Origin of the sequence: Photobacterium sp. DA100, assembly GCF_029223585.1 — a bacterium.
Lineage (GTDB): Bacteria > Pseudomonadota > Gammaproteobacteria > Enterobacterales > Vibrionaceae > Photobacterium.
In genome coordinates this window covers 1,565,620-1,585,713 of the sequence record NZ_CP119424.1, presented here as the reverse complement: position 1 = coordinate 1,585,713, position 20,094 = coordinate 1,565,620, and the positions used below count along the sequence as shown (strand labels likewise).

The window sequence follows — 20,094 nt, the reverse complement described above, 5'->3', positions numbered from 1 at the left end:
TCATAATTATTTGGGGTTTTATGAGCCTAAGTTATAAGGGATCGTATCAATAGTAACGGCTTACCTATTTAAGGGAGCGGATGATTTTAGCTGGAGAGCCACCCACCAAGGTGTCGGGTGGGACATCTCCGGTGACCGTAGAGTTAGCGGCAACCACCGAGCGGGCACCGATTGTGACACCTTGGCACACCACAACATGGCCACCAATCCATACATCATCTTCAATCACAATGGGCTTGGCAAAGGTTTCCCAGCGACGGCGACTATGGTGATCGAGTGAGTGGCTTGGAGTATAAAGCTGGACGTTGGGACCAATTAGAACGTTGTTGCCAATATGGATCTCGGCATTGTCCAGCATGGTGGCGCCCATATTGATGAAGGTGTGGGAGCCAATATGAATGGTTTTGCCAAATTCGCACAGAAAAGGGGGGAGGATATGGCTATCTTCGCCAAATGATCCCAGCAGTTGCTCGAGCAACTGGCGAGGGGCATCTCCGGGATGCTGGTTAATGGCCACTTTGAGTCTGTAGGCGTTGTCTCTGATGGCAAGGATCTCCGGGTCTTCGCCGTCGAAATCCATGCCATTTACCATTTTTTCTAATTCAGTCATTGTGGGTACTGCATAATAATTAGTAATGATGATTACGTTTGGCGACCAAGGTGAACTTGTAGTCAGATGATTTGAAGTAGTTACGACTATACTCAAACACCGTACCATCGACCAAGTAGCCTTTGGTGACTTTTTCAATGATTGGCTGGTCAGCCGGAATACCCAGTTGATTCACCACTTCTTGCGGCGGCAGCACCGGGATGATTTCCTGCTCGCTGCGGTCGATAACCATTTTCTTGGTCCCTTCGATGAACTCGTACTTCGAGCCCTGCATCACTTCATAGGTGAGATCCGGGAATAGCGAAAGCGGCATCCAGGTCTCTTCAAGGGTCACTGGGTTCTCATCGATAAAGCGGACGCGCTTAACGTAAAAGATCCTGTCTTCTTCATTGATCTCCAGTGCCTCGGCAATGGCCGGAGCTGGCGTGGTGATTTCAAATGCAAGAATTTCACTGTGGGTTTTGACATCAAGGTGACTCAGCTTTTCATAGAAGCTTGAGTATTCGTACATGTCGTAGTTGACCTTGTTCTCTTTCACATAGGTCCCACTTCCTTGGATGCTTTCCAGCACATTTTGCTCTACGAGTAGTTTTAAGGCTTGTCGAACCGTCACCCGGCTCACGGAGAAGGCTTCTCGTAGTTGTGCTTCAGTCGGCAAAGCCTCACCCGGTTTGTATTCACCGGATTGGATCTTCTCCTTTATTGCGTCAGCGATCTGACGATACATAGGAAGGCGTGCCACATCGTTCTCCTCTGGAAGGCAAGTTTCTAATATACCAAAGCTATCTGAGGTCACTTGGGTGTATTACATCTATAGTTTTATAGCTGGCGATACCTGTATTTTACCTGTATTTACAGCATCATTCAAAGTTGTCATATACAAGCTGGCTCTCTTCTTAATACAACAATGATACCTATTTTGGGTTTGTGTGAATACGATCACAGAACGAGATGTCATAATACGTATCATATTTGTATTAATACAACTAAGGGCGAACCACGCCCACCTGGATGACGGTACAGAGGACGACGATGAAACTGACTACCCTTACCAATAAGTCGCTGATTTCAATCCAAACGACATTTGACAGTCGTGAGGCAGCGATTCATGCTCTGGCAGACAAGCTGGATCAGCAAGGTAAATTGCATGATAAGCAGGCTTACCTTGATGCAGTTTTTGCCCGTGAAGAGCAAGGCCCTACAGCGCTAGGCGAAGGCTTAGCAGTCCCGCACGGCAAAACTGACGCGGTAAAAGAGGCCGGTTTTGCGGTCGCGACGCTAAAACAAGATCTTAAATGGAAAGGCATTGATGAAGACGAAGATGAAGATGTAAATCTGGTCTTTCTGATTGCCATTCCAAATGCTGAAGCCGGCTCAACCCACATGCATTTGTTGACCGAGCTAACCACGACGCTGGTTGATGATGATGTTCGTGAAGCAGTACTCAACGCACAAAGTGCGGAAGAGCTGATGGCTCTGCTCGATGGTGCTGGCGAGCAGGAGGAACAAGACAACCTTAATACAAATGAAGGCAACCCAACGATTGTTTGTGTTACTGCTTGTCCTGCAGGTATTGCCCACACTTATATGGCGGCGGAATACCTTGAGAAAGCCGGTAAGAAAATGGGCATCAATGTCCATGTCGAGAAACAGGGTGCCAACGGTATTGAAGGCCGTTTGACAGCAGAGCAGCTAAACAAAGCCGATGCTGTTGTCTTTGCAGCTGAAGTGGCCATTAAAGAAATCGAGCGCTTCAATGGTATCCCGCGTGTTGAAACGCCCGTTGCCGAGCCGATTCGCCATGCTGAGCGTATCTTGAATGATGCGATGGAAGCGGCAAAGAAGGGTACAGGCGAAGAGCGCGTTGCAGCCACCGAAGACAAACCGAAGAAAGTCCCATTCAAGACTGAGCTTAAGCAAGCATTGCTAAGCGGTATTTCTTTTGCCGTTCCTCTTATTGTTGCAGGTGGTACGGTTCTCGCGGTTGCGGTTTTGATTGCGCAGATATTTGATCTGCAAGATCTATATGCAACAGACGGTTCATGGCTAAATATGTACCGGAAACTGGGTGGCGGCCTGCTTGGCACCCTGATGGTACCTGTTCTTGCAGCCTACACCGCATACTCCCTCGCTGATAAGCCGGCATTGGGCCCAGGTTTCGCAGCAGGTCTTGCTGCAAACATGATTGGCTCTGGTTTCCTTGGTGGTGTTGTCGGTGGTTTGATTGCCGGTTACGTGATGCGCTGGGTGAAAGAAAACGTTCGTCTTAGCCCTGCGTTTAACGGCTTCCTGACCTTCTACCTCTACCCTGTGATTGGTACGCTGGTTGTTGGTAGTTTGATGCTGTTTGTTATTGGCAAGCCGGTAGCCATGTTGAACCAAGGTTTGACTGATTGGCTAAACGGCCTAAATGGTTCGAACGCACTGCTGCTTGGCGCAATCATCGGTATCTTTGTTTCATTCGACTTGGGTGGCCCGGTAAACAAAGCGGCATATGCATTCTGCCTGGGCGCGATGGCTAACGGCGTATACGGCCCATACGCAATCTTCGGCTCGGTGAAGATGGTATCTGCCTTTACTGTAACGGCGTCTACCATGATGGCACCACGCCTATTCAAAGACTTCGAAATCGAAACAGGTAAATCAACTTGGCTACTTGGCCTAGCGGGTATCACTGAAGGTGCGATCCCAATGGCGATTGAAGATCCAATCCGTGTTATCGGTTCTTTCCTCGCGGGCTCAATGGTAACAGGTGCTATCGTCGGTGCGGCGGGTATCGGTCTGTCGACGCCGGGGGCAGGTATCTTCTCAATGTTCCTACTTCATGATGCGGGTATCGGTAGCTTTATGGCGGCTGGTATCTGGTTGGGCGCCGCGCTAATTGGTGCTGCTATCTCTACCGTGATGCTAGTGAGCTGGAGGGCACATGCGACAAAAAAGGGCACATTTAAAGTGACCGCTGATGCTTAACCCTGCTTTTCAAGACTAAAACGAATCACGTCACATTATTTATGTCGGAAACGACAACACCCTAAATCATCGGGTGCAGGGAGTCCTGCGCCCGACATTAAAGAAAGATTATCAGGTACATTATTATGGCTACTTCTCGCGTTCATATTACTCCTCACATGCACTGGGATCGTGAATGGTATTTCACTACAGAAGAATCGCGAATTCTGCTAGTAAACAACATGGAAGAAATCCTGACTCGCCTTGAGTCAGATCCTGAATACACATTCTATGTACTTGATGGCCAGACAGCAGTTCTGGAAGATTACTTCGCTATCATGCCTGAAAACGAAGAGCGCGTACGTAAACAAGTACAAGCGGGCAAACTAATTATCGGACCATGGTACTCGCAAACTGACACCATGCAGGTTGCGGGTGAATCTATCGTTCGTAACATGATGTACGGCATCCGTGATTGCATGAACTTTGGCGAAGCCATGAAAATTGGTTACCTGCCAGACTCTTTCTCCATGAGCTCACAGCTGCCAATGATCTACAACGGCTTTGGTATTGACCGCGCAATGTTCTGGCGTGGTTGTTCAGAGCGTCACGGTACCAACAAAACGGAATTTGTGTGGCAGAGTAATGACGGCAGTGAAGTGACAGCACAGGTGCTTCCGCTGGGTTACGCAATCGGTAAATACCTGCCACAAGACGAAGAAGGCCTACGTGCCCGTCTAGATAAATACTTCCCAGTATTGGAAAAACCATCGGTAACCAAAGATATCCTGCTGCCGAACGGCCACGATCAGATGCCGATCCAAAAAGATATCTTCGAGGTAATGGACAAGCTACGTGAAATCTATCCTAACCGCGAATTTAAGATGAGCCGCTTTGAGGAAGTGTTCGAGCGTATCGAAGAAGTGCGTGATCAGCTTGATACGGTGAAAGGCGAGTTCAACGACGGTAAATACATGCGTGTTCACCGTACGATTTCTTCTACCCGTATGGACATCAAATTGATCCACGCGGAAGTAGAAAACAAGATTGTAAATATTTTGGAGCCGTTGGCATCGATTGCCTGGACGCTGGGCTTTGATTACCACCACGGCCTGATTGAGAAAATGTGGAAAGAGAGCATGAAGAACCATGCCCACGACTCAATTGGTTGCTGCTGCTCGGATAAAGTCCATGCCGAGATCCTAAACCGCTACATCCTTGCCGATGACATGGCGACAAACCTGATCAACTTCTACAAGCGTAAGATTGTGGACCACATGCCAGCCCGTGAAGGATGCGACAAGCTAGCGATGTTCAACCTGTCGCCATATGACCGTGAAGAAGTGATCAACACTACCATCACGATCCGTGCGCAAGAGTTCAAGATCTTCGATGAGCACGGCCATGAAGTCGAGTACTACATCCAAGATCAGCGTGTGATTGACCCAGGTAAGATTGACCGCCAGATCGTGCACTACGGAAACTACGACCCGTTCGTAGAATACGATATCCAAATCAAGCACATCGTACCGGCAATGGGCTTCACCACGCTTCACATCGAAGGCAATGCCAAAGGCAAGGTGAAAGTTGCCGAGCAGAAAGAATACCTGATGGAGAATGAGTTCTACCGTATCAATGTCAATGACAACGGTACGCTGACTATCTTCGATAAGGAAACACAGCAGACTTTCGACCAGGTACTTCGCCTCGAAGACGGCTCTGATGACGGTGACGAGTACGACTACTCTCCATCTCGTAAAGAGTGGCTGCTGTACTCTGACGAATTCAAAGTTGAAACCAACATCAAGCATGAAGGTTTCCAGTCAGTGGCCAGCATCAAGCTACGTATGGATGTGCCTGACAACCTGCAAGCCCGTGAAGAGCGTACGAACCAAGACGGTTACGTGGATGTTGATTGCCAAGTGGTACTAAAAGCGGGCACTCGCCGCATTGAAGTACGCATGGAGCTGGACAACCAAGCTGACGATCACCGTGTGCGTGTGCTGGTACCAACGCCGTTTGTTTCTGAGACTGTGGTTGCCGATAACCAATTTGGTTTGATCACCCGTCCGGTAAATGACCCAGAAATGGCGAACTGGGAAAAAGACGGTTGGAAAGAAGCGCCTGTCCCTGTTTACCAACTGATGAACTTTGCTGCGCTGGAGAGTGGTCAAGCAGGTATGGCTATCATGAGCAACGGCCTGCGTGAGTTCGAAGTTATTTCTTCTAAAGGCAATGAAGAAAAAGATACCTTCGCGTTAACGCTGCTTCGCGGTGTAGGTGTACTGGGTAAAGAAGAGCTTCTGCTTCGCCCTGGTCGTCCTTCGGGTATCAAGATCCCAACTCCTGATTCACAGGTGCGCGGTAAGATCGTTTGTAACTTTACCTTGAGTGGCTTTGCGGGTAACCACATTGAAGCCAATGTGATGGCAATGGCGCGTGACAATGTGACGTCTATCCAGTGCTACAACAAGATCCCATACAATGCGATGAAACTGAATGTGGGTGAGCAAAACCAGCCGCTGACTTTCTCGCTACTAGATAAAGGCACGCAAGGTGCAGTGCTGAGCGTGTTGAAGAAAGCGGAAGATGAAAATGCGCTCATCGTACGTGTTTACAACCCGTCGGAAACTGAAACCATTACCGATGGTATCCGCTTCAGCCGCCCTATCACTGAGTGGGTAGAGACTCGTATGGACGAAGTGGTGCTTGAAGAGCAAGGCTATGAAGCCGGTCAATTCGGTGAACTTCGTCCTTGCCAGGCTAAGACGTTCCGAGTCCGTTTCTAATCTCATGTAATGCACTGGCAGGGCGTGATGACCCCTGTCAGTGCTGAGAGTTAGTTGTTTTTCTACGTGGAATATTTCCAATTTTCTGCCGGGCTTGCCCGGCAGCTTTTTATCCGGATAACGATGATATGTATAAGCTAGGTAATGTGATTCAAAACTATGCGTGGGGCAGTAAAACCGCGATGACGGCCTTGTTTGGCATCAGCAACCCAGATGACCAGCCACAAGCCGAACTGTGGATGGGGGCTCACCCAAATGGCTGCTCCCGTATTGTTTGTGATGGTGAAAGCCGGCTGCTTTCTGATGTGATTGAGCAGTCACCTGAAACCGTGTTGGGCCGTTACACCCATGATAAATTTGGCGAGCTGCCCTACTTGGTAAAAGTCCTGTCAGCCGCTAAGCCACTGTCTATTCAGGTGCACCCGAAGAAATCTGCCGCTGAAGAAGGCTTCCATCGAGAGAACCTTGCCGGGATCCCGCTTAATGCCGCAGAGCGTAACTATAAAGATCCTAACCATAAACCAGAGATGGTTTACGCCCTGACCAACTACAAGGCAATGAACGGCTTCCGCGTGATTAACGAGATGGTCGAGCTGTTCGAGCAAGCCAATTGCCCGACACTCTCAGAAGATGTGCAGGCGCTGAAAGCCAATCCAACGCCGATTCAGTTGGCGGCGTTTTTCCGTGAGGTGATTTCCCTAACGGGCGAGAAGAAGCAGTCTGCGATTGCAGAGCTGATGGAAAACATCGGCTCGAAAGGCTTGTCGACAGATGCTAAAGCCATCTTCGAATTAATTGCTGGCTTTGCTACAGAGTACCCAAGTGATGTCGGTTTGTTTGCGCCATTGATGCTCAATGTTATTGAGCTAGAAGCGGGCGAGGCGATGTACCTGGATGCCGAAACACCGCATGCCTACCTTGAAGGCACAGGGATTGAGGTAATGGCAAGCTCGGACAACGTTTTGCGTGCAGGCTTGACGCCAAAGTTTATGGATGTTGAAGAGCTGTTGAAAAATACCCGATTCGAGCCCATCCCTGCGCAGCACTTAAAACTGAAAGGGCAGGTGAAAGACAACAAGGTTAGCTACAATGTGCCAGTTGATGATTTCAAGGTCGAAGTCATCACCCTGACCGACAAACCACAGATCGAGTATGTCCGCAGCGCTGAAATCATCATGTGCCTGCAGGGTAAGTTGACGCTGGAAAGCGAAGGCCAAGAGATTAACCTGATTGCCGGTGAGTCTGCGTTTATCCCATACAGTAGGCGCCAATATAGCTACAAGGGTACGGGGAAAGCGGTTAGGACCTTTAACTAAATTTTTGTTGTTGTGTAAAGAATAAACGCCATCCCAATTGGGTGGCGTTTTAGTAGGCTAGCAACCATCATAAAACTTTAAGACTTTTAACTCACCGAGATTACCATCGTTCAAGTCAGTAAAATTTCTTTTTCGTTCAATCAACAAGGCGCAGTTCTTAACATCAATGTCAAAGGCCTTGTCATCATATTTTTCGCCGAGCTTAACCCATACTTGACTGTAGAAGCGTTTGCCGCTCGTGAATTGAAAGATACCGTAACCGTCTGTCTGCATAATACGTTTAATGTTGTCTGGATAAAGAGCAACATACCCATCACGAATATCTATGTCAGTGCCTGGAATAGTTATTATTTCCATAGAGTGTTCAAGACCATGCATCTTGGCTTTACCCATGACGACATCATTAGCAGACCAGAAAGCGCCCGCAAATGCGTCAAGGGTGGCAATTCGCGCATCTCTTGATATGCCTAAAAAGCGTGGGGCAGCAGTGACTGCGAGGATACCGAGCAGGACAATGACGACAACCATTTCAATCAGCGTAAAGCCTTTATTATTCATTTTTTTATGTTTCAAGTGTCAATTTATTGGCGTGAACTATACAAGCTGGGAGCTTGTTGTAAACAGTGTTTTTTATTTTTTCGATGAGAAGGCTATGGAGTTGCTGGCTGCTTAAGCAGATTGTTTGTTTTCTGGGTTGTGAGCGACGTGTTTTTGACTGATGATTGACCGGACATCTTCGCCATGATAAAAAACGTTGTTTTATATTGGTGTGTAGCATAGTATCGCATCAACAATTTAATTGCTGAATAAGTGTGAATAGCGCAGCTAAGAAAGAACAAGAAGCTTTATGATAGATATCATGAAATACCTGCTCACTTTTGTGTGTGGCTGCCTGTGCGGTTTTGTCCTCTTTGGCTTCAACGAAGTGAATGACGAGCTTAAGCAACTGCAAATGTACACAGAAATGCAGCAATATAGCCTAGATCAGTTGCGCCATGAAATAGCGGATATACAGCAGGAAATGATTAAAAAATAGTGTTTATTCAATGTGGTTGAATATGTGTTGTAACCGCACATCTATAATTGTTGCCAACAGAGCTTCTCCAATTTCAGTGAGGGGCAAATGCCTGCATGGGGAAGCCAATAAATAATGAAAGAGATAATCTTAACTCCCGAACAAGTTACCCAAGTGCGCCGAGAGTTTCACGCCAAGGTCAAAACGGAGGCCAAAGAGCCGTTTTTGGGGATTACCCCCGACCAGCTTGATTACTTGGCTGGTGTTGGTTTCTCGTTGGTGATTGGGATGCTGGTACTTGCGCTGTCATTTGAGTCTATCCGTTCATTGTTACATAAGTCTTAGCTGCCCTTGGAGATATTCACGCAGCAACGTTTTCTGGGGCCGGTTAGTGAATGTGGCATATAAAAAACCAGCAAGCTAAGGCTTGCTGGTTTGATATTTATCGCACTCTCATCTTATCAATGCTTAATAGGTGATGTTATTGTTCTGACACGTTTGCAATCGCTTTGCCGTTAGCAGGCACTTCAACAAGCACGTAGCTTACCGTCACACCGTTGACCAGTTTGTGCATTGCCGAGATTTGCGAACCATTGACATTGATACGGTCATGCTCCCCGTAGAAGCGCGCTTCCCACTCAAGAGGTTGCTCTGACGTGTTGGTCAAGCTGGTTTCTATTAACCCTTCATGTCGGATTGCCAGTTCGTGCTCACCCATTGGTAGGTATTCAACTTCCAGCCATTCGACATCTTGCGGCAAGTGAGAGGCCGTCACGACACGGTTTTGTGGCGCATTCGGCTCAATACCCATCAGTCCTTCAATGGTGTTGGAAATGAAGGTGAAGGAAATTTCCGGATAGTCGCCATTGGTGCCCTGGGTTGGGCGCTCGTGAGGCAGATCTTTCTGGTTGATGATGTAGTTCATCCATTTCCAGGCTTCCTCATTGCGATTATACGGGAAGTAGGTTTCTGGGATATAGGTGTAGGCCTCGATGTTGTATGGCGCTTCAGGCGTCGAGCCGATCCCCTCGCCGAGGTTATAGGAAATAAAGTCGAGGTAGTTATCGTTACGCTCTCCTGGTTCTGTGATGAGCTTCATCGGCATGAACCAGCTGTTTTCCTTGCCGAAATCGTTCAGGCGCAGGCCATCTTTTTGAATAATGTTGACGTAATTATCCAGTGGGTTGGCAGGGTCTTTAATGCTCCATTCTTCGTTGAAGAAGCGTTTGAGCTCAACGGCTTTTTCTTGCCATTCAGCAGCCAAGTCCGTTTCGCCTCGGGCTTCAAGCATGGCTGCGTAAGCAACTGTTGCCTGGTACTGCGAGCCGATGCCATCGCCGGCTTCAATCGGGAATTCGCCGCGCTCATTGTAGGTGGCAGATCCCTCGAAGATGCCGCCGTAGCCTTCGGCAATGCCGTTAGGTTCTTGATCATCATGTAGGGCGATGTAGTCGGTCAGTACCTTGGTGTAGAACTGCCATAGGTCTGGATCATTAATGTAGCGCTCATCGCCCGTCCAGCGGTATTGCTCAAAGGCTTTTTCGACAAATTCGAACTGTGCGGGCACTTCACGAACAAAATATTCATCGTGGTGGTAGTCAATGGTATGCGGCGTGCCATCGAAGTTAATCGCCCACAGGGTGTACCACTTGCGCGGTTCGGTAGAGTGACGGGCAAAGGTCTGGAACATAGAGAGGTTCTCAGCGCCGAGGCCGGCTAGCCAGCCACCACTGGCCTGATGCAGGAAGTCTCGGGAATAGAACGCGGTACGGTCGAAATACCCTGCCCAGTAGGATGGAATGTAGTCTGCACGTCCGGAGCCATCATTGTTGCGTTCATCACGGTTAACCAAGCCGCTTTGGCCTGTCATGACAAATTGTTTGGTCTTATCAATGGCCCAGTTAAATGCCTCTTCCAGTTCGGCATTTGACGAAGAGACAGTAACTTCTTTATCACTGACATCTGCAGTAATGGTCCACGTTTCGCTGATCCCTTTCTCATTGACCACTTCAACGCTTACTGGCGATGAAAAATCAACAACATCGCCTTGACGTAAACTGGTTTGGCTATGAGGAGAAGCCAGCAATGTGCTAATTGTCAACTGGCTGATATCGGTAGAGTAGGGAACCGAAAACGCAATGCGTTGTTCATTGCGGTTGATGGTGGTCGTTCCCGACTGCTCGGCGACATTAAACTGGATGATCTGGTTGAAGTTCGGCAACTTGCCTTTTTTCGATTTGATCAGGCTGACATTATCAATACTGACGGCTGTTTTGTCCGATCCGGAGAAGAACACGGAAAGGATTTCGCCTTCTTCAAGCGCGATATTTTTGATCTTGTTCAGGGAGTATTGCTTATTGGCTCCAACCTGTTTTGATAGCAGCACCTCTCCGGCCAGGTTCTTCAAGCCAAACTGGCCGCCTTGCTTGTCGTTCTGGATGAATGCTGACAAGTCGTAATAGCCAGTTTCAGGTACGGTGATCACTTGGCTGATGTGGTGTTCGGCTCCGATAGCGATACGCCCGCGGTATGTTCCCTCATACGCCCCATCACTGCGAATGTTAGCAAACCAATAGCTCCATCCCAGCCCTTTATCTTCAAAGCCCGGATTATGGATGACATTGTGTTCGCCGGCGTTAGCCAAGCCGCCCAAAAGGATACCTGAGAGTACTACTGCCAAAGATGTAGGTTTCATATTGACCTCATGTCTCGTTGTTGTCGTTTTGTTTTGGTTGGCAGGTATCTTGGCATGGTGATCTGACTGAAATCGTCACGAATAATCACACTGATATCCTGTTTTCTAAGATCGTGTGAGCGGGTTAACGGAAGAGCCCTAAAAACAAAAAGAGCCTCAAGTGAGGCTCTTTGTTTAACTGGAAAAGAGGTTTATTACAGGGTAGAGATGTAGTGCAGTACTACATTCTTAACAAACTTCTGGTTGTCAGTCGCCGTTGATGGGTCGTACTTGCCGCCGTTGGTCAGGTTGTTCGATAGGATACGGATACCCAGGAATGGAATACCGTAAGCTTCAGCCATCATTGCTGCAGACGCAGTTTCCATTTCTTCTACACTAGAACCGAAGTGCTTGTTCAACCAGTTCATGCGGTCGATTTCATTGTTCCAGAAGTTGGCAGAGCCGATAGTCCCTTCAACAACCTTACCGCGCTTATGCGTCTCTTTTACCGCATGTGCCGAAGCCAGTAACTCTGGGTTACCTTCGTAGTAACGGACTTTTTCTGCATCCACCGCACCGTCGCCTTCACCCGCGCTGCCTTCAGAGGCCATCACATCCATCGGGATCCAGTTCATTGGGTTTGAGCCTTCGCCTTCACTCAGTACAGGGGTTTTGAAATTACCTGCGTTGAAAGAACGCTTGCCAAGGACGATATCACCGACATTCAGCGATTTATCGTGGCCGCCAGATGTACCTTGGTTGATGATGGCACGTGGCTTATAGCGCTCGATAGCAATTGCAGTCGCCGCAGCTGTGTTTTCAACACCCTTGCTGGTTTTGGTGACGACAATCGGGTAGTCGTTCAACGTACCAATGTAGAAAGTGAAGTTGCCGCTGTGTTCGATGCGAACATCTTTTAGCAAGTCAGCAAAGTACTCCGCTTCGATAGGCATCGGGCCCTGAATTAGGATTGGTTGCTTAGGGGCAGTGTTTGCAGGAACGGTTACGCTCTTCACGGTTGAAGCTGTGGCAACAGTAGAGAGAAGAAGTGCTCCTATGACGAAAAACACTTTTTTGGTTTGCGATAGCATGGGGTGATCCTTGTATATAGCTTAAGCGCTTAATGTGTGCGGCTCGGAATATACATGGCGCAATCGTTTGCGTCACTACCGGTGATTGTAACTAAGTGTGTCAAAGTGGAATAAATAGCTAATAAGTAAGGATAAAAGTTAATAATCTTGAATTGGTGAAATAAAGTAAGGCAAGTTGCATATTAGTGATTTTTGCTCTCAATTAGGGTTTACAACAGCCATTCATCCTCACTGCATTATATGAACGGTTCAGGCTTCGTTGACACTGGAGATTGAATAGTCTTTAACATCCATTTATTTTCTACCTATTTTGTCTTGTTTTAGATTGCTTTGATCTTGAAGATCTTTTCTCTGATATATATCCGGTAAATGCCATATGGCCGACCGACAACACCGGCGATTAAACAGAAGATGAGAACACTTTTTAGCATTTGCTCGGGGGTCGCACCGCTTATCGAAAGGTTGATGAGATATAGCGGCATTTCAAATGAAAGGTAGGCAAAGGTATCCACTAAGTAAGGGATAACACCTTTATTGTTGTTAGTGAGTCGGCATTTCTTAAAAATCCAATCACGCCATATTCCAAAAGGCCGTGCAGTTGCGGTGATGATGAAGAGCCCTATAAATCGGGCGCTGAGATGGGTGGCCAAACTCATTTGTGCAAAGCCCAACTCGATAGGGATAGAGATAAAATAACAAAAGGTATTGAGCGCAAACACATCGGCCGCGAAGTTTACCAACCGTTGTTTTTTTCTTGAGGAGAGTACTGCTTCCATACTTTTTCCGTATTGCTTTTCAGGATATTACACGACTATGCTAAGCGGGTATGATAATACCTTTGCAAATCATGAGTTTAGCGATGTTATTCCACTGGTTGCTATGCGTCAATATTGCCCTTAAGGGGAAGTTGATTTTAGTTACATATCTGCTGAACAGTATTTAACAGGCAGGATGAATGGTTATATTTTGTAAAATAAGCAGTGCTTTATAAATTATAACCGGGCGAATTTGATCGCTTTGACGTCATTGAAATACCGGCAGTGAGTGTGAGCGAGCGACTATTATGTGGGAGTTCCACTATGTGGGAACAGTATTCCGCAAAATGGAACGTTGACCATCATCACATTTTATCGAATTGCAGCACGCTATATTTACACCATCAGAGATTGGGGGGTCAGTATGGGTTCAAAACAAGGCAATCAGGCATTAAACAAAGCCATCGCGGTTATCGACGCGATTGCCGATGGCCACCGCCAATTAAAAGATATTTGCGATCTGCTGGATTTACCAAAGTCTACTGTTCACCGTATTTTGCAGGGGCTGATTGAAGCCCGTTACATTCGAGAAGTGAAGGGTATCGGTCTTGTCTTGGGCACTAAGATGATCCAGCTGGGGATCCGCGCCCAGCAAGATATGCCGCTGAAAGAAATTGCCAAGCCTTTTTTGCGTGCATTGGCAGAAGAGACGAAGGACACTGTGCACCTCGGGATCAAAGACGAAGACGAGATCTTCTATCTCGATAAGATCCCGGGCGAAAGGGCGATACAACTGCGTTCCCAAGTGGGTGACCGGCTGCCGATGGCGGCAACCGGCGTGGGGAAGGCGTTGATGATTGATATGCCGAAAATGGAGTGGCAACGCCTAATCAAAAAACAACAGGGCGTTGATCTGGAAGCCATGCTTTCACGAATGGAAGAATACTCCAAGAACGATTACAGCTTTGATCTTGAAGATAATGAAGATCTCGTACGATGTGTAGCAGTACCTATTCGCAACAAATACAACAATATTATTGCTGCTATTTCCGTTACCAGTATTAAAGAGTATATGCCTGATGAAAGAATGCAGGCACTTATTCCCTTAATGAAATCATATAGTCAGAAGATATCTGAACAACTTAATTAAACTCTACCCATAACGAACTATCGTTATATATAAAGACCTATTAGGAAGATACTATGTCTAGATCAGGTAAAATTCTAGCCATTGGTGGGCTTTTTATCGCCTCCATTATTGGTGCCGCTATTGTAACGAATGGCAATAACACAACAAATACCGCAAATTTAGCCTGTGAGTCACAAATAAAAACGCTGCGCTTTAGTATGAGTTCTAATACCCAGCATCCTATTTATGATGGTGCAAGTAAATTTAAAGAATTAGTAGAAAAAACAACTGATTTAACCGTTGATATTTATCCGTCAGCACAATTAGGCGATGACCGGGCAGCCATTGAAATGTTGCAATTGGGCACCCTAGATGTGTCGATTCCATCGACGGCGCCATTGGCAAACTTTTATCCGGAATATAATGTTTTTGATCTTCCTTTTATGATTCCGAATGAAGCCGTTGCTGATAAAGTACTGCGTAGCGATTTTGCCGGCGATATGCTGGAAATGCTTCAGTCCCGTCGTTTGATTGGCCTGGACTTCTGGGAAAATGGTTTCCGTCATCTCACCAACTCGCGCCGTACGGTGACCAGTGTTGATGATGTGAAAGGCCTGAAGGTACGTACCATGGAAAGTCCGCTTCACCTTGATGCGTGGAAGGCTCTTGGCGCAACGCCAACGCCAATGGCATTCAACGAATTGTTTACCGCTCTTCAGCAGGGAACGGTTGATGGCCAGGAAAACCCATACCCGAATATTGCCCTCAACAACCTGTACGAAGTACAGAAGCAGATGACAGATACTGGCCACGTGTATACTCCGTTGGTACTTATTTTCAGCGAGGCAAGTTGGAACAAGCTAAGTGCTCATGATCAGGCGGCAGTGCGCCAGGCGGCGATTGAAGCCGGAGACTACCAGCGTGAAGTCAACCGTCGTGTCAATAATGATAGCTTGGCAACTATTAAAGCCAATATGCAGGTGACAGAACTTACACCGGAAGCGCGCAGTGAATTCCGCAAGGCGACTGAATCTGTGGTTGATAAATACCGTGATGTGATCGGTGGTGACATTATTGATTCATTCACTAAAGAAATCGCCAAAGCAGAAAAAGAATCAGCAGTTCAGTAATTAAAATAAACCACTCTATCGGTATTTCCGCTTGGCAAGTGATGCCGGGCGGAATAAGGAAAACCTTATGATTAAATGGTTAGACAAATACTTGGAAAATACACTGGCCTGTATTTTACTTGCTGTCATGGTTGTCGCGATATTTACTCAGGTCGTGACCCGGACATTAGATATTTCACTGTCATGGACAGAAGAGCTTGCCCGCTATTGTTTTATTTGGCTGGTATATATCGGTGTAAGTTTTGCCGCTTCGCGTAAGTGCCATATTAAGATTGATGCAATTGCAATGGTGTTGGATGAAAAAGAAAAGAAATACCTGTCGCTATTGGCTGACTTGGTATTCTTTGCCTTCTCGTCCTTCATCCTGTTCCATTCGACTCAAATGGTGCTGGAGCTCTATCACCTTGGTCAAACATCGCCAGCTCTGGGGTTGCCAATGTGGATTGTGTATCTGGCAGGGCCCGTTGGCTTTGCACTTACGTCATTCCGTTTGATCCAGCAGATGGTCATCACTTTTGATGAGCTTGAAGCACTCAAGCTGCAACATGCAAAAGCCAGCGAATAAGGAAGGGAAGCATGTCTATATTTATTCTTTTTTCAACCTTTGCCTTCTTGGTGATCTACACCGTGCCGATTGCGATTGCATTGGGTATTGCAACCTTGGTAACGATTTTGTCTACGGGCAATTTGAGTGTCGACTTTCTTGTCAGCACATTGATCACATCGGTGGACTCGTTCCCAATCATGGCAGTGCCGTTCTTCATCTTGGCCGGTGACATCATGGGAAGCGGCGGTATCTCACAGCGCTTGGTGAACTTTGCCAACTCGCTGGTGAAAAACATCACTGGTGGCTTTGCGATAGCCTCAATCATTACCTGTATGTTCTTCGCGGCGATTTCGGGTTCAGGTCCGGCAACGGTAGCGGCCGTGGGTGGCATCATGATCCCGGCAATGATCAAATATGGCTATGACCGAGGCTTCGCTACCGCCGTCGTCACGGCTGCCGGTGCGATTGGGGTGATGATCCCACCGAGCATCCCAATGGTGATGTACGGCGTGTCTGCCAGCACATCGATTGGTGACTTGTTTATTGCCGGTGTGGTTCCTGGCCTGCTTGTAACGTTCTGTTTGATTGTGTGGGCGTACATTTATTCTAAGAAGAAAGGCTACAAAGGCTCCGGTGAACCGTTCTCGCTTAAAGAAGTGTTCGAGCAGCTTAAGCATGCCCAGCTTGCCCTGCTGATCCCGGTGATTATTCTGGGGGGGATCTATGGCGGTATCTTCACCCCGACCGAAGCCAGTGTGGTTGCAGTGGTTTACGGCCTGGTTGTTAGCTTGTTTGTCTACAAGGAAATCACGTTCAAGGATCTGCCGCAAATATTCACCAAGTCAGTGCTGACTTCTGTGATTGTATTGTTGATTGTCGGTACGGCGACAGCCTTCGGCAAGTACTTGGCCCTTGAGCAAATCCCGACTCAAATTGCCAATGCCATGTTGGCGTTTTCTGACAGCAAGATTGTCTTTATTCTGCTGATGGTTGCGCTTCTGCTGGTTGTCGGCTGTTTCATGGAAACGGTTGCCGCGATCATCATCCTGACACCAATCCTGGTACCGGTTGCCATGCTGTTCGGATTTAACCCCGTGCACATCGGTATCATCATGGTGGTGACATTGGCGATTGGCTTTATTACCCCACCGCTTGGCTTGAACCTGTTTGTCGGCTCGAGTGTGTCTGGGATCTCCGTTGAGCGTCTGTCGAAAGCCATTGTGCCATTCTTCGTCGCTATGCTAATTGCCCTGCTATTTGTCATCTTCATTCCGCAACTGTCTCTGGCTCTGATTTAAAAAGGTAACACTATGAAAATTATTGACGTTATTCCGCACGCGATTTCTGTACCGCTGGAGCAGCCGTTTTATTTCTCGCAGGGCTGGGTACATAACCGTAGCTCGCTGATTGTGGAGATTGTGACTGACGAGGGGATTAGCGGCTTTGGTGAAGCTCTTTGCCATGGCCTGCAGCCTCCTCACATTGCCGCTGCTTTCATTGAGCATGCGTTCAAGCCACTACTGCTAAACCGCGACCCATTTGATGTCGAAGTGCTGTGGGAAGAGATGTACAACCTGACTCGTCCATACGGCCAAGGAGGCTCGGCGGTTAATGCTATCAGCGGTGTTGATATCGCATTGTGGGACATCATGGGTAAAGCACTCAACCAGCCTATCCACAAATTGATTGGTGGGGCGTTCCGTAAAGAGGTGACACCTTACGCGACCGGTTTCTACCGTGTCGATGGGGCAACGTATCCTGCCGATTCTATTGATGAAGCCCACCGCCATGTTGAATCGGGATTCGGTGCGTTCAAGCTGAAGATTGGCTTCGGTATCGAGGAAGATATCGCGTTGATCCGCGCTATCCGCGAAGCGGTGGGTGAGGAGGTGAAGATCATGGCTGATGCCAACGGGGCCTACAGTGTCGGGGCGGCACGTCGCATCATCAAGGAAACTGAAGAGTACAACCCGTATTTCCTTGAAGAGCTCCTGGCTCCTGAAGATCTGGAAGGCTACCAGCAGATCAAGAACCTGTCGAAAACCTACATTGCAGCCGGCGAGCAGGTTTTTGGCAAAACGGGTTACCGCCCGTGGTTGGAAGGCAATGCTCTGGACATTATTCAACCGGATCTTTGCTCGTCAGGCGGTATTACGGAGTGTAAGAAAATCGCGGCGATGGCACAGGCGAACAATACCCGCATGATCCCGCATGTCTGGGGGTCGGGCATTGGCATTGCTGCATCATTGCAGTTCATTGCTTCATTGCCAGCGGCACCATTGTCACTTAATCCTATCGAGCCAATGTTGGAATATGACCAATCATCACATCCATTCCGCAAGGATCTGATTTGCGACGGCATCAATATGGTTGATGGCAAGGTGCAAATTTCGACCAAACCGGGTATTGGCGTAGATGTTAATCGTGAGATCATCGAACGCTATAAGATCAACTAACGCTCTAATTTTTTTATATTTTGCCCCGTGATAGCGGGGCAATGGTAGGGATCTTATTGAATGATTAAAAAACAAATACCGGCACATTGGCTCGTCATTGATTGGGGAACAACAAACTTTCGCGCTTTTGCGATGGACGCAAAAGGCGACGTACTTGATAAGGTTGAGCTGTCACTGGGCTTGCTTCAAGTAAAGGAAGGTGAGTTTGCCTCTGAGCTGGAAGATGTGTTGTCAGGCTGGCTAGCCGAGTATAAGCATCTGCCAATTTTTATGGCAGGTATGGTGGGTTCACAGCAGGGGTGGGTCAATGTTGATTATGCATCGACGTCAGTAAATGCATCACAGCTTGCCGATAAAGCCTATCGTTTCGAGCTACCTTGGGGGGCATTGGCAACTATAGTTCCTGGTGTCAGCCATCAGTCCGGTACGGGCATGTTTGATGTCATGCGTGGTGAAGAGGTTCAACTGTTTGGTCTTGCCAGACTAACGGGCAGACTGGATTTAACTGCAGTTATGCCGGGTACTCACAGTAAGCATGCAGTACTAAGCAATGGCGAACTAACGTCTTTTTCGTCCTACATGACGGGCGAGCTATTTTCAGTGGTTTCAAAGCACACCATTTTGGCACGAGGTTTACCTGAAAATACTTTGCCGCTTAACCATACAGCCTTTTTGAAAGGGGTGGCAGACGGACAGGCTGAACAGCTTACCAATACCTTGTTCATGGCTCGTACTCACCGTTTATTCAACAACATTGCCGAAGACGAAGTTTCTGATTATCTCTCGGGTGTGCTGATTGGCAATGAGCTTAAAGCCCTAACTGTGCAACAAAAACAGGTGTATTTAGTCGGTGGCAGCAAGCTATGTGCTCGCTACCAACTTGCCTGCCAGGCACTAGATATTGAATCAACTTACATTAATGGCGATGACTGTTTCATTGCCGGAATGGCTGCTATCCAGGAGGTAATGAAACATGACCACTAAAGCATTTAACTTAGCTGATAACCTGCCGTTGGTGGCAATCATCCGTGGTGTCACACCGTCTGATGTGGTTGATGTGGCACAAGTGCTTATTGAAGAGGGCTTCACCATGATTGAGGTCCCGCTCAATAGCCCTGACGCGCTAGTGAGCATCAAAAAGCTGGTAGACCATTTCGGTAGCGATTTCTACATCGGTGCCGGTACAGTGACAACGCCAGAACTTGCCCAGCAAGTGATCGATACGGGGGCTAACTTGGTCGTTACGCCCAACTATCATCAAGAGGTAGTTGAAATGTCTGTCGAGGCTGGGTGCGTGACCTTCCCGGGTGTTGTGACACCAACTGAGGCGTTCGCGGCCTTGGCAGCCGGAGCGACCGGCCTCAAGTTGTTCCCGGTCACTGTGCTGGGGACATCAGGGTTCAAGGCGCTGAAGTCCGTATTGCCGCCAGACACCATTTGTTTGCCTGTCGGTGGCATCAGCCCAAGTGTAGATAGTATGAAGCCGTACATGGAGATTGGCGCGCAAGGTTTTGGCCTTGGTGCGGCGCTTTACAAGCCGGGTATGACATTAGAGCAGATCCGGGGCAACGCTAAAGCGTATATTGAAGCGTTTAAGGCTTGCTATTAACCCGGTAAGGGGGATTTAAGTGCC

18 protein-coding genes are annotated in these 20,094 nt (G+C 47.8%); 12 read left to right on the top strand and 6 right to left on the bottom strand.

What is annotated here, in order from left to right; all coding sequences use genetic code 11:
• Positions 1-64 precede the first annotated feature (64 nt).
• Both PTW35_RS24855 and PTW35_RS24850 read right to left on the bottom strand, forming a co-directional pair.
• Positions 65-610 carry a sugar O-acetyltransferase gene (locus PTW35_RS24855; RefSeq protein ID WP_281027913.1) on the bottom strand — a complete coding sequence of 182 codons (546 nt, stop codon included), beginning with the start codon at positions 608-610 and terminating at the stop codon, positions 65-67.
• Positions 611-629: 19 nt separating this feature from the next.
• Positions 630-1,352 carry a GntR family transcriptional regulator gene (locus PTW35_RS24850; protein WP_281027912.1) on the bottom strand — a complete coding sequence of 241 codons (723 nt, stop codon included), beginning with the start codon at positions 1,350-1,352 and terminating at the stop codon, positions 630-632.
• A 290-nt stretch (positions 1,353-1,642) separates the two neighbouring features.
• On the opposite strand from PTW35_RS24850, the gene mngA reads away from it, so the two are divergent.
• From mngA to manA, 3 genes are all read left to right on the top strand, one after another.
• Positions 1,643-3,580 carry a PTS 2-O-a-mannosyl-D-glycerate transporter subunit IIABC gene (gene mngA, locus PTW35_RS24845; RefSeq protein WP_281027911.1) on the top strand — a complete coding sequence of 646 codons (1,938 nt, stop codon included), beginning with the start codon at positions 1,643-1,645 and terminating at the stop codon, positions 3,578-3,580.
• A gap of 125 nt (positions 3,581-3,705) precedes the next feature.
• Positions 3,706-6,348 carry a mannosylglycerate hydrolase gene (mngB, locus tag PTW35_RS24840; protein WP_281027910.1) on the top strand — a complete coding sequence of 881 codons (2,643 nt, stop codon included), beginning with the start codon at positions 3,706-3,708 and terminating at the stop codon, positions 6,346-6,348.
• Positions 6,349-6,476: 128 nt separating this feature from the next.
• Entirely contained in the window at positions 6,477-7,664 is a 1,188-nt protein-coding gene (manA, locus tag PTW35_RS24835; protein ID WP_281027909.1) for a mannose-6-phosphate isomerase, class I, read from the top strand.
• Between the two features lie 57 nt (positions 7,665-7,721).
• Here manA and PTW35_RS24830 read toward each other — a convergent pair whose 3' ends face one another.
• Positions 7,722-8,222 (bottom strand): type II secretion system protein, encoded by a 501-nt coding sequence (locus PTW35_RS24830; protein WP_039459825.1) that lies wholly within the window; start codon positions 8,220-8,222, stop codon positions 7,722-7,724.
• Between the two features lie 289 nt (positions 8,223-8,511).
• Here PTW35_RS24830 and PTW35_RS24825 point away from each other — a divergent pair, with 289 nt between their 5' ends.
• A complete protein-coding gene (locus PTW35_RS24825; protein ID WP_281027908.1) occupies positions 8,512-8,700 on the top strand; it encodes a hypothetical protein in 189 nt (62 codons plus the stop codon).
• Positions 8,701-8,814: 114 nt separating this feature from the next.
• Entirely contained in the window at positions 8,815-9,024 is a 210-nt protein-coding gene (locus tag PTW35_RS24820) for a hypothetical protein (RefSeq protein WP_281027907.1), read from the top strand.
• Positions 9,025-9,160: 136 nt separating this feature from the next.
• Here PTW35_RS24820 and PTW35_RS24815 read toward each other — a convergent pair whose 3' ends face one another.
• The 3 genes from PTW35_RS24815 to alaE all read right to left on the bottom strand — a co-directional run bounded on the left by PTW35_RS24815 (position 9,161) and on the right by alaE (position 13,220).
• Positions 9,161-11,374 carry a hypothetical protein gene (locus PTW35_RS24815; protein ID WP_281027906.1) on the bottom strand — a complete coding sequence of 738 codons (2,214 nt, stop codon included), beginning with the start codon at positions 11,372-11,374 and terminating at the stop codon, positions 9,161-9,163.
• Positions 11,375-11,568: 194 nt separating this feature from the next.
• A complete protein-coding gene (locus PTW35_RS24810; protein ID WP_281027905.1) occupies positions 11,569-12,444 on the bottom strand; it encodes a 5'-methylthioadenosine/S-adenosylhomocysteine nucleosidase in 876 nt (291 codons plus the stop codon).
• Positions 12,445-12,764: 320 nt separating this feature from the next.
• Positions 12,765-13,220, bottom strand: a complete 456-nt coding sequence (alaE, locus tag PTW35_RS24805; protein ID WP_052829573.1) for an L-alanine exporter AlaE — start codon at positions 13,218-13,220, stop codon at positions 12,765-12,767.
• Between the two features lie 403 nt (positions 13,221-13,623).
• Between alaE and PTW35_RS24800 the strand changes: the two genes are divergently transcribed.
• The 7 genes from PTW35_RS24800 to PTW35_RS24770 all read left to right on the top strand — a co-directional run bounded on the left by PTW35_RS24800 (position 13,624) and on the right by PTW35_RS24770 (position 20,070).
• Positions 13,624-14,349, top strand: coding sequence for an IclR family transcriptional regulator (locus tag PTW35_RS24800; RefSeq protein ID WP_044620694.1), 726 nt, complete (start codon positions 13,624-13,626; stop codon positions 14,347-14,349).
• Positions 14,350-14,402: 53 nt separating this feature from the next.
• Positions 14,403-15,458 (top strand): TRAP transporter substrate-binding protein, encoded by a 1,056-nt coding sequence (locus tag PTW35_RS24795; protein WP_281027904.1) that lies wholly within the window; start codon positions 14,403-14,405, stop codon positions 15,456-15,458.
• 67 nt (positions 15,459-15,525) lie between these two features.
• On the top strand, positions 15,526-16,023 hold the full coding sequence (locus PTW35_RS24790) for a TRAP transporter small permease (RefSeq protein ID WP_281027903.1): 498 nt from the start codon (positions 15,526-15,528) through the stop codon (positions 16,021-16,023).
• A gap of 11 nt (positions 16,024-16,034) precedes the next feature.
• On the top strand, positions 16,035-17,303 hold the full coding sequence (locus PTW35_RS24785) for a TRAP transporter large permease (RefSeq protein ID WP_044620697.1): 1,269 nt from the start codon (positions 16,035-16,037) through the stop codon (positions 17,301-17,303).
• Positions 17,304-17,315: 12 nt separating this feature from the next.
• The gene (locus tag PTW35_RS24780; RefSeq protein ID WP_044620698.1) at positions 17,316-18,461 is read left to right on the top strand and encodes a mandelate racemase/muconate lactonizing enzyme family protein; all 1,146 of its coding nucleotides are present in this window, start codon (positions 17,316-17,318) and stop codon (positions 18,459-18,461) included.
• A gap of 60 nt (positions 18,462-18,521) precedes the next feature.
• Positions 18,522-19,445 (top strand): 2-dehydro-3-deoxygalactonokinase, encoded by a 924-nt coding sequence (locus PTW35_RS24775; protein WP_044620699.1) that lies wholly within the window; start codon positions 18,522-18,524, stop codon positions 19,443-19,445.
• Entirely contained in the window at positions 19,435-20,070 is a 636-nt protein-coding gene (locus PTW35_RS24770; RefSeq protein ID WP_281027902.1) for a 2-dehydro-3-deoxy-6-phosphogalactonate aldolase, read from the top strand. Before PTW35_RS24775 ends, PTW35_RS24770 begins: the two co-directional genes overlap by 11 nt.
• The last annotated feature ends 24 nt before the right edge of the window (positions 20,071-20,094 follow it).

Excerpts from the sequence above, each read along its gene's own strand:
- PTW35_RS24855 (WP_281027913.1), bottom strand. The coding sequence starts at position 610 with ATGACTGAATTAGAAAAAATGGTAAATGGCATGGATTTCGACGGCGAA.
- mngA (WP_281027911.1), top strand. The coding sequence starts at position 1,643 with ATGAAACTGACTACCCTTACCAATAAGTCGCTGATTTCAATCCAAACG.
- mngB (WP_281027910.1), top strand. The coding sequence starts at position 3,706 with ATGGCTACTTCTCGCGTTCATATTACTCCTCACATGCACTGGGATCGT.
- manA (WP_281027909.1), top strand. The coding sequence starts at position 6,477 with ATGTATAAGCTAGGTAATGTGATTCAAAACTATGCGTGGGGCAGTAAA.
- PTW35_RS24830 (WP_039459825.1), bottom strand. The coding sequence starts at position 8,222 with ATGAATAATAAAGGCTTTACGCTGATTGAAATGGTTGTCGTCATTGTC.
- PTW35_RS24825 (WP_281027908.1), top strand. The coding sequence starts at position 8,512 with ATGATAGATATCATGAAATACCTGCTCACTTTTGTGTGTGGCTGCCTG.
- PTW35_RS24820 (WP_281027907.1), top strand. The coding sequence starts at position 8,815 with ATGAAAGAGATAATCTTAACTCCCGAACAAGTTACCCAAGTGCGCCGA.
- PTW35_RS24815 (WP_281027906.1), bottom strand. The coding sequence starts at position 11,374 with ATGAAACCTACATCTTTGGCAGTAGTACTCTCAGGTATCCTTTTGGGC.
- PTW35_RS24810 (WP_281027905.1), bottom strand. The coding sequence starts at position 12,444 with ATGCTATCGCAAACCAAAAAAGTGTTTTTCGTCATAGGAGCACTTCTT.
- alaE (WP_052829573.1), bottom strand. The coding sequence starts at position 13,220 with ATGGAAGCAGTACTCTCCTCAAGAAAAAAACAACGGTTGGTAAACTTC.
- PTW35_RS24800 (WP_044620694.1), top strand. The coding sequence starts at position 13,624 with ATGGGTTCAAAACAAGGCAATCAGGCATTAAACAAAGCCATCGCGGTT.
- PTW35_RS24795 (WP_281027904.1), top strand. The coding sequence starts at position 14,403 with ATGTCTAGATCAGGTAAAATTCTAGCCATTGGTGGGCTTTTTATCGCC.
- PTW35_RS24790 (WP_281027903.1), top strand. The coding sequence starts at position 15,526 with ATGATTAAATGGTTAGACAAATACTTGGAAAATACACTGGCCTGTATT.
- PTW35_RS24785 (WP_044620697.1), top strand. The coding sequence starts at position 16,035 with ATGTCTATATTTATTCTTTTTTCAACCTTTGCCTTCTTGGTGATCTAC.
- PTW35_RS24780 (WP_044620698.1), top strand. The coding sequence starts at position 17,316 with ATGAAAATTATTGACGTTATTCCGCACGCGATTTCTGTACCGCTGGAG.
- PTW35_RS24775 (WP_044620699.1), top strand. The coding sequence starts at position 18,522 with ATGATTAAAAAACAAATACCGGCACATTGGCTCGTCATTGATTGGGGA.
- PTW35_RS24770 (WP_281027902.1), top strand. The coding sequence starts at position 19,435 with ATGACCACTAAAGCATTTAACTTAGCTGATAACCTGCCGTTGGTGGCA.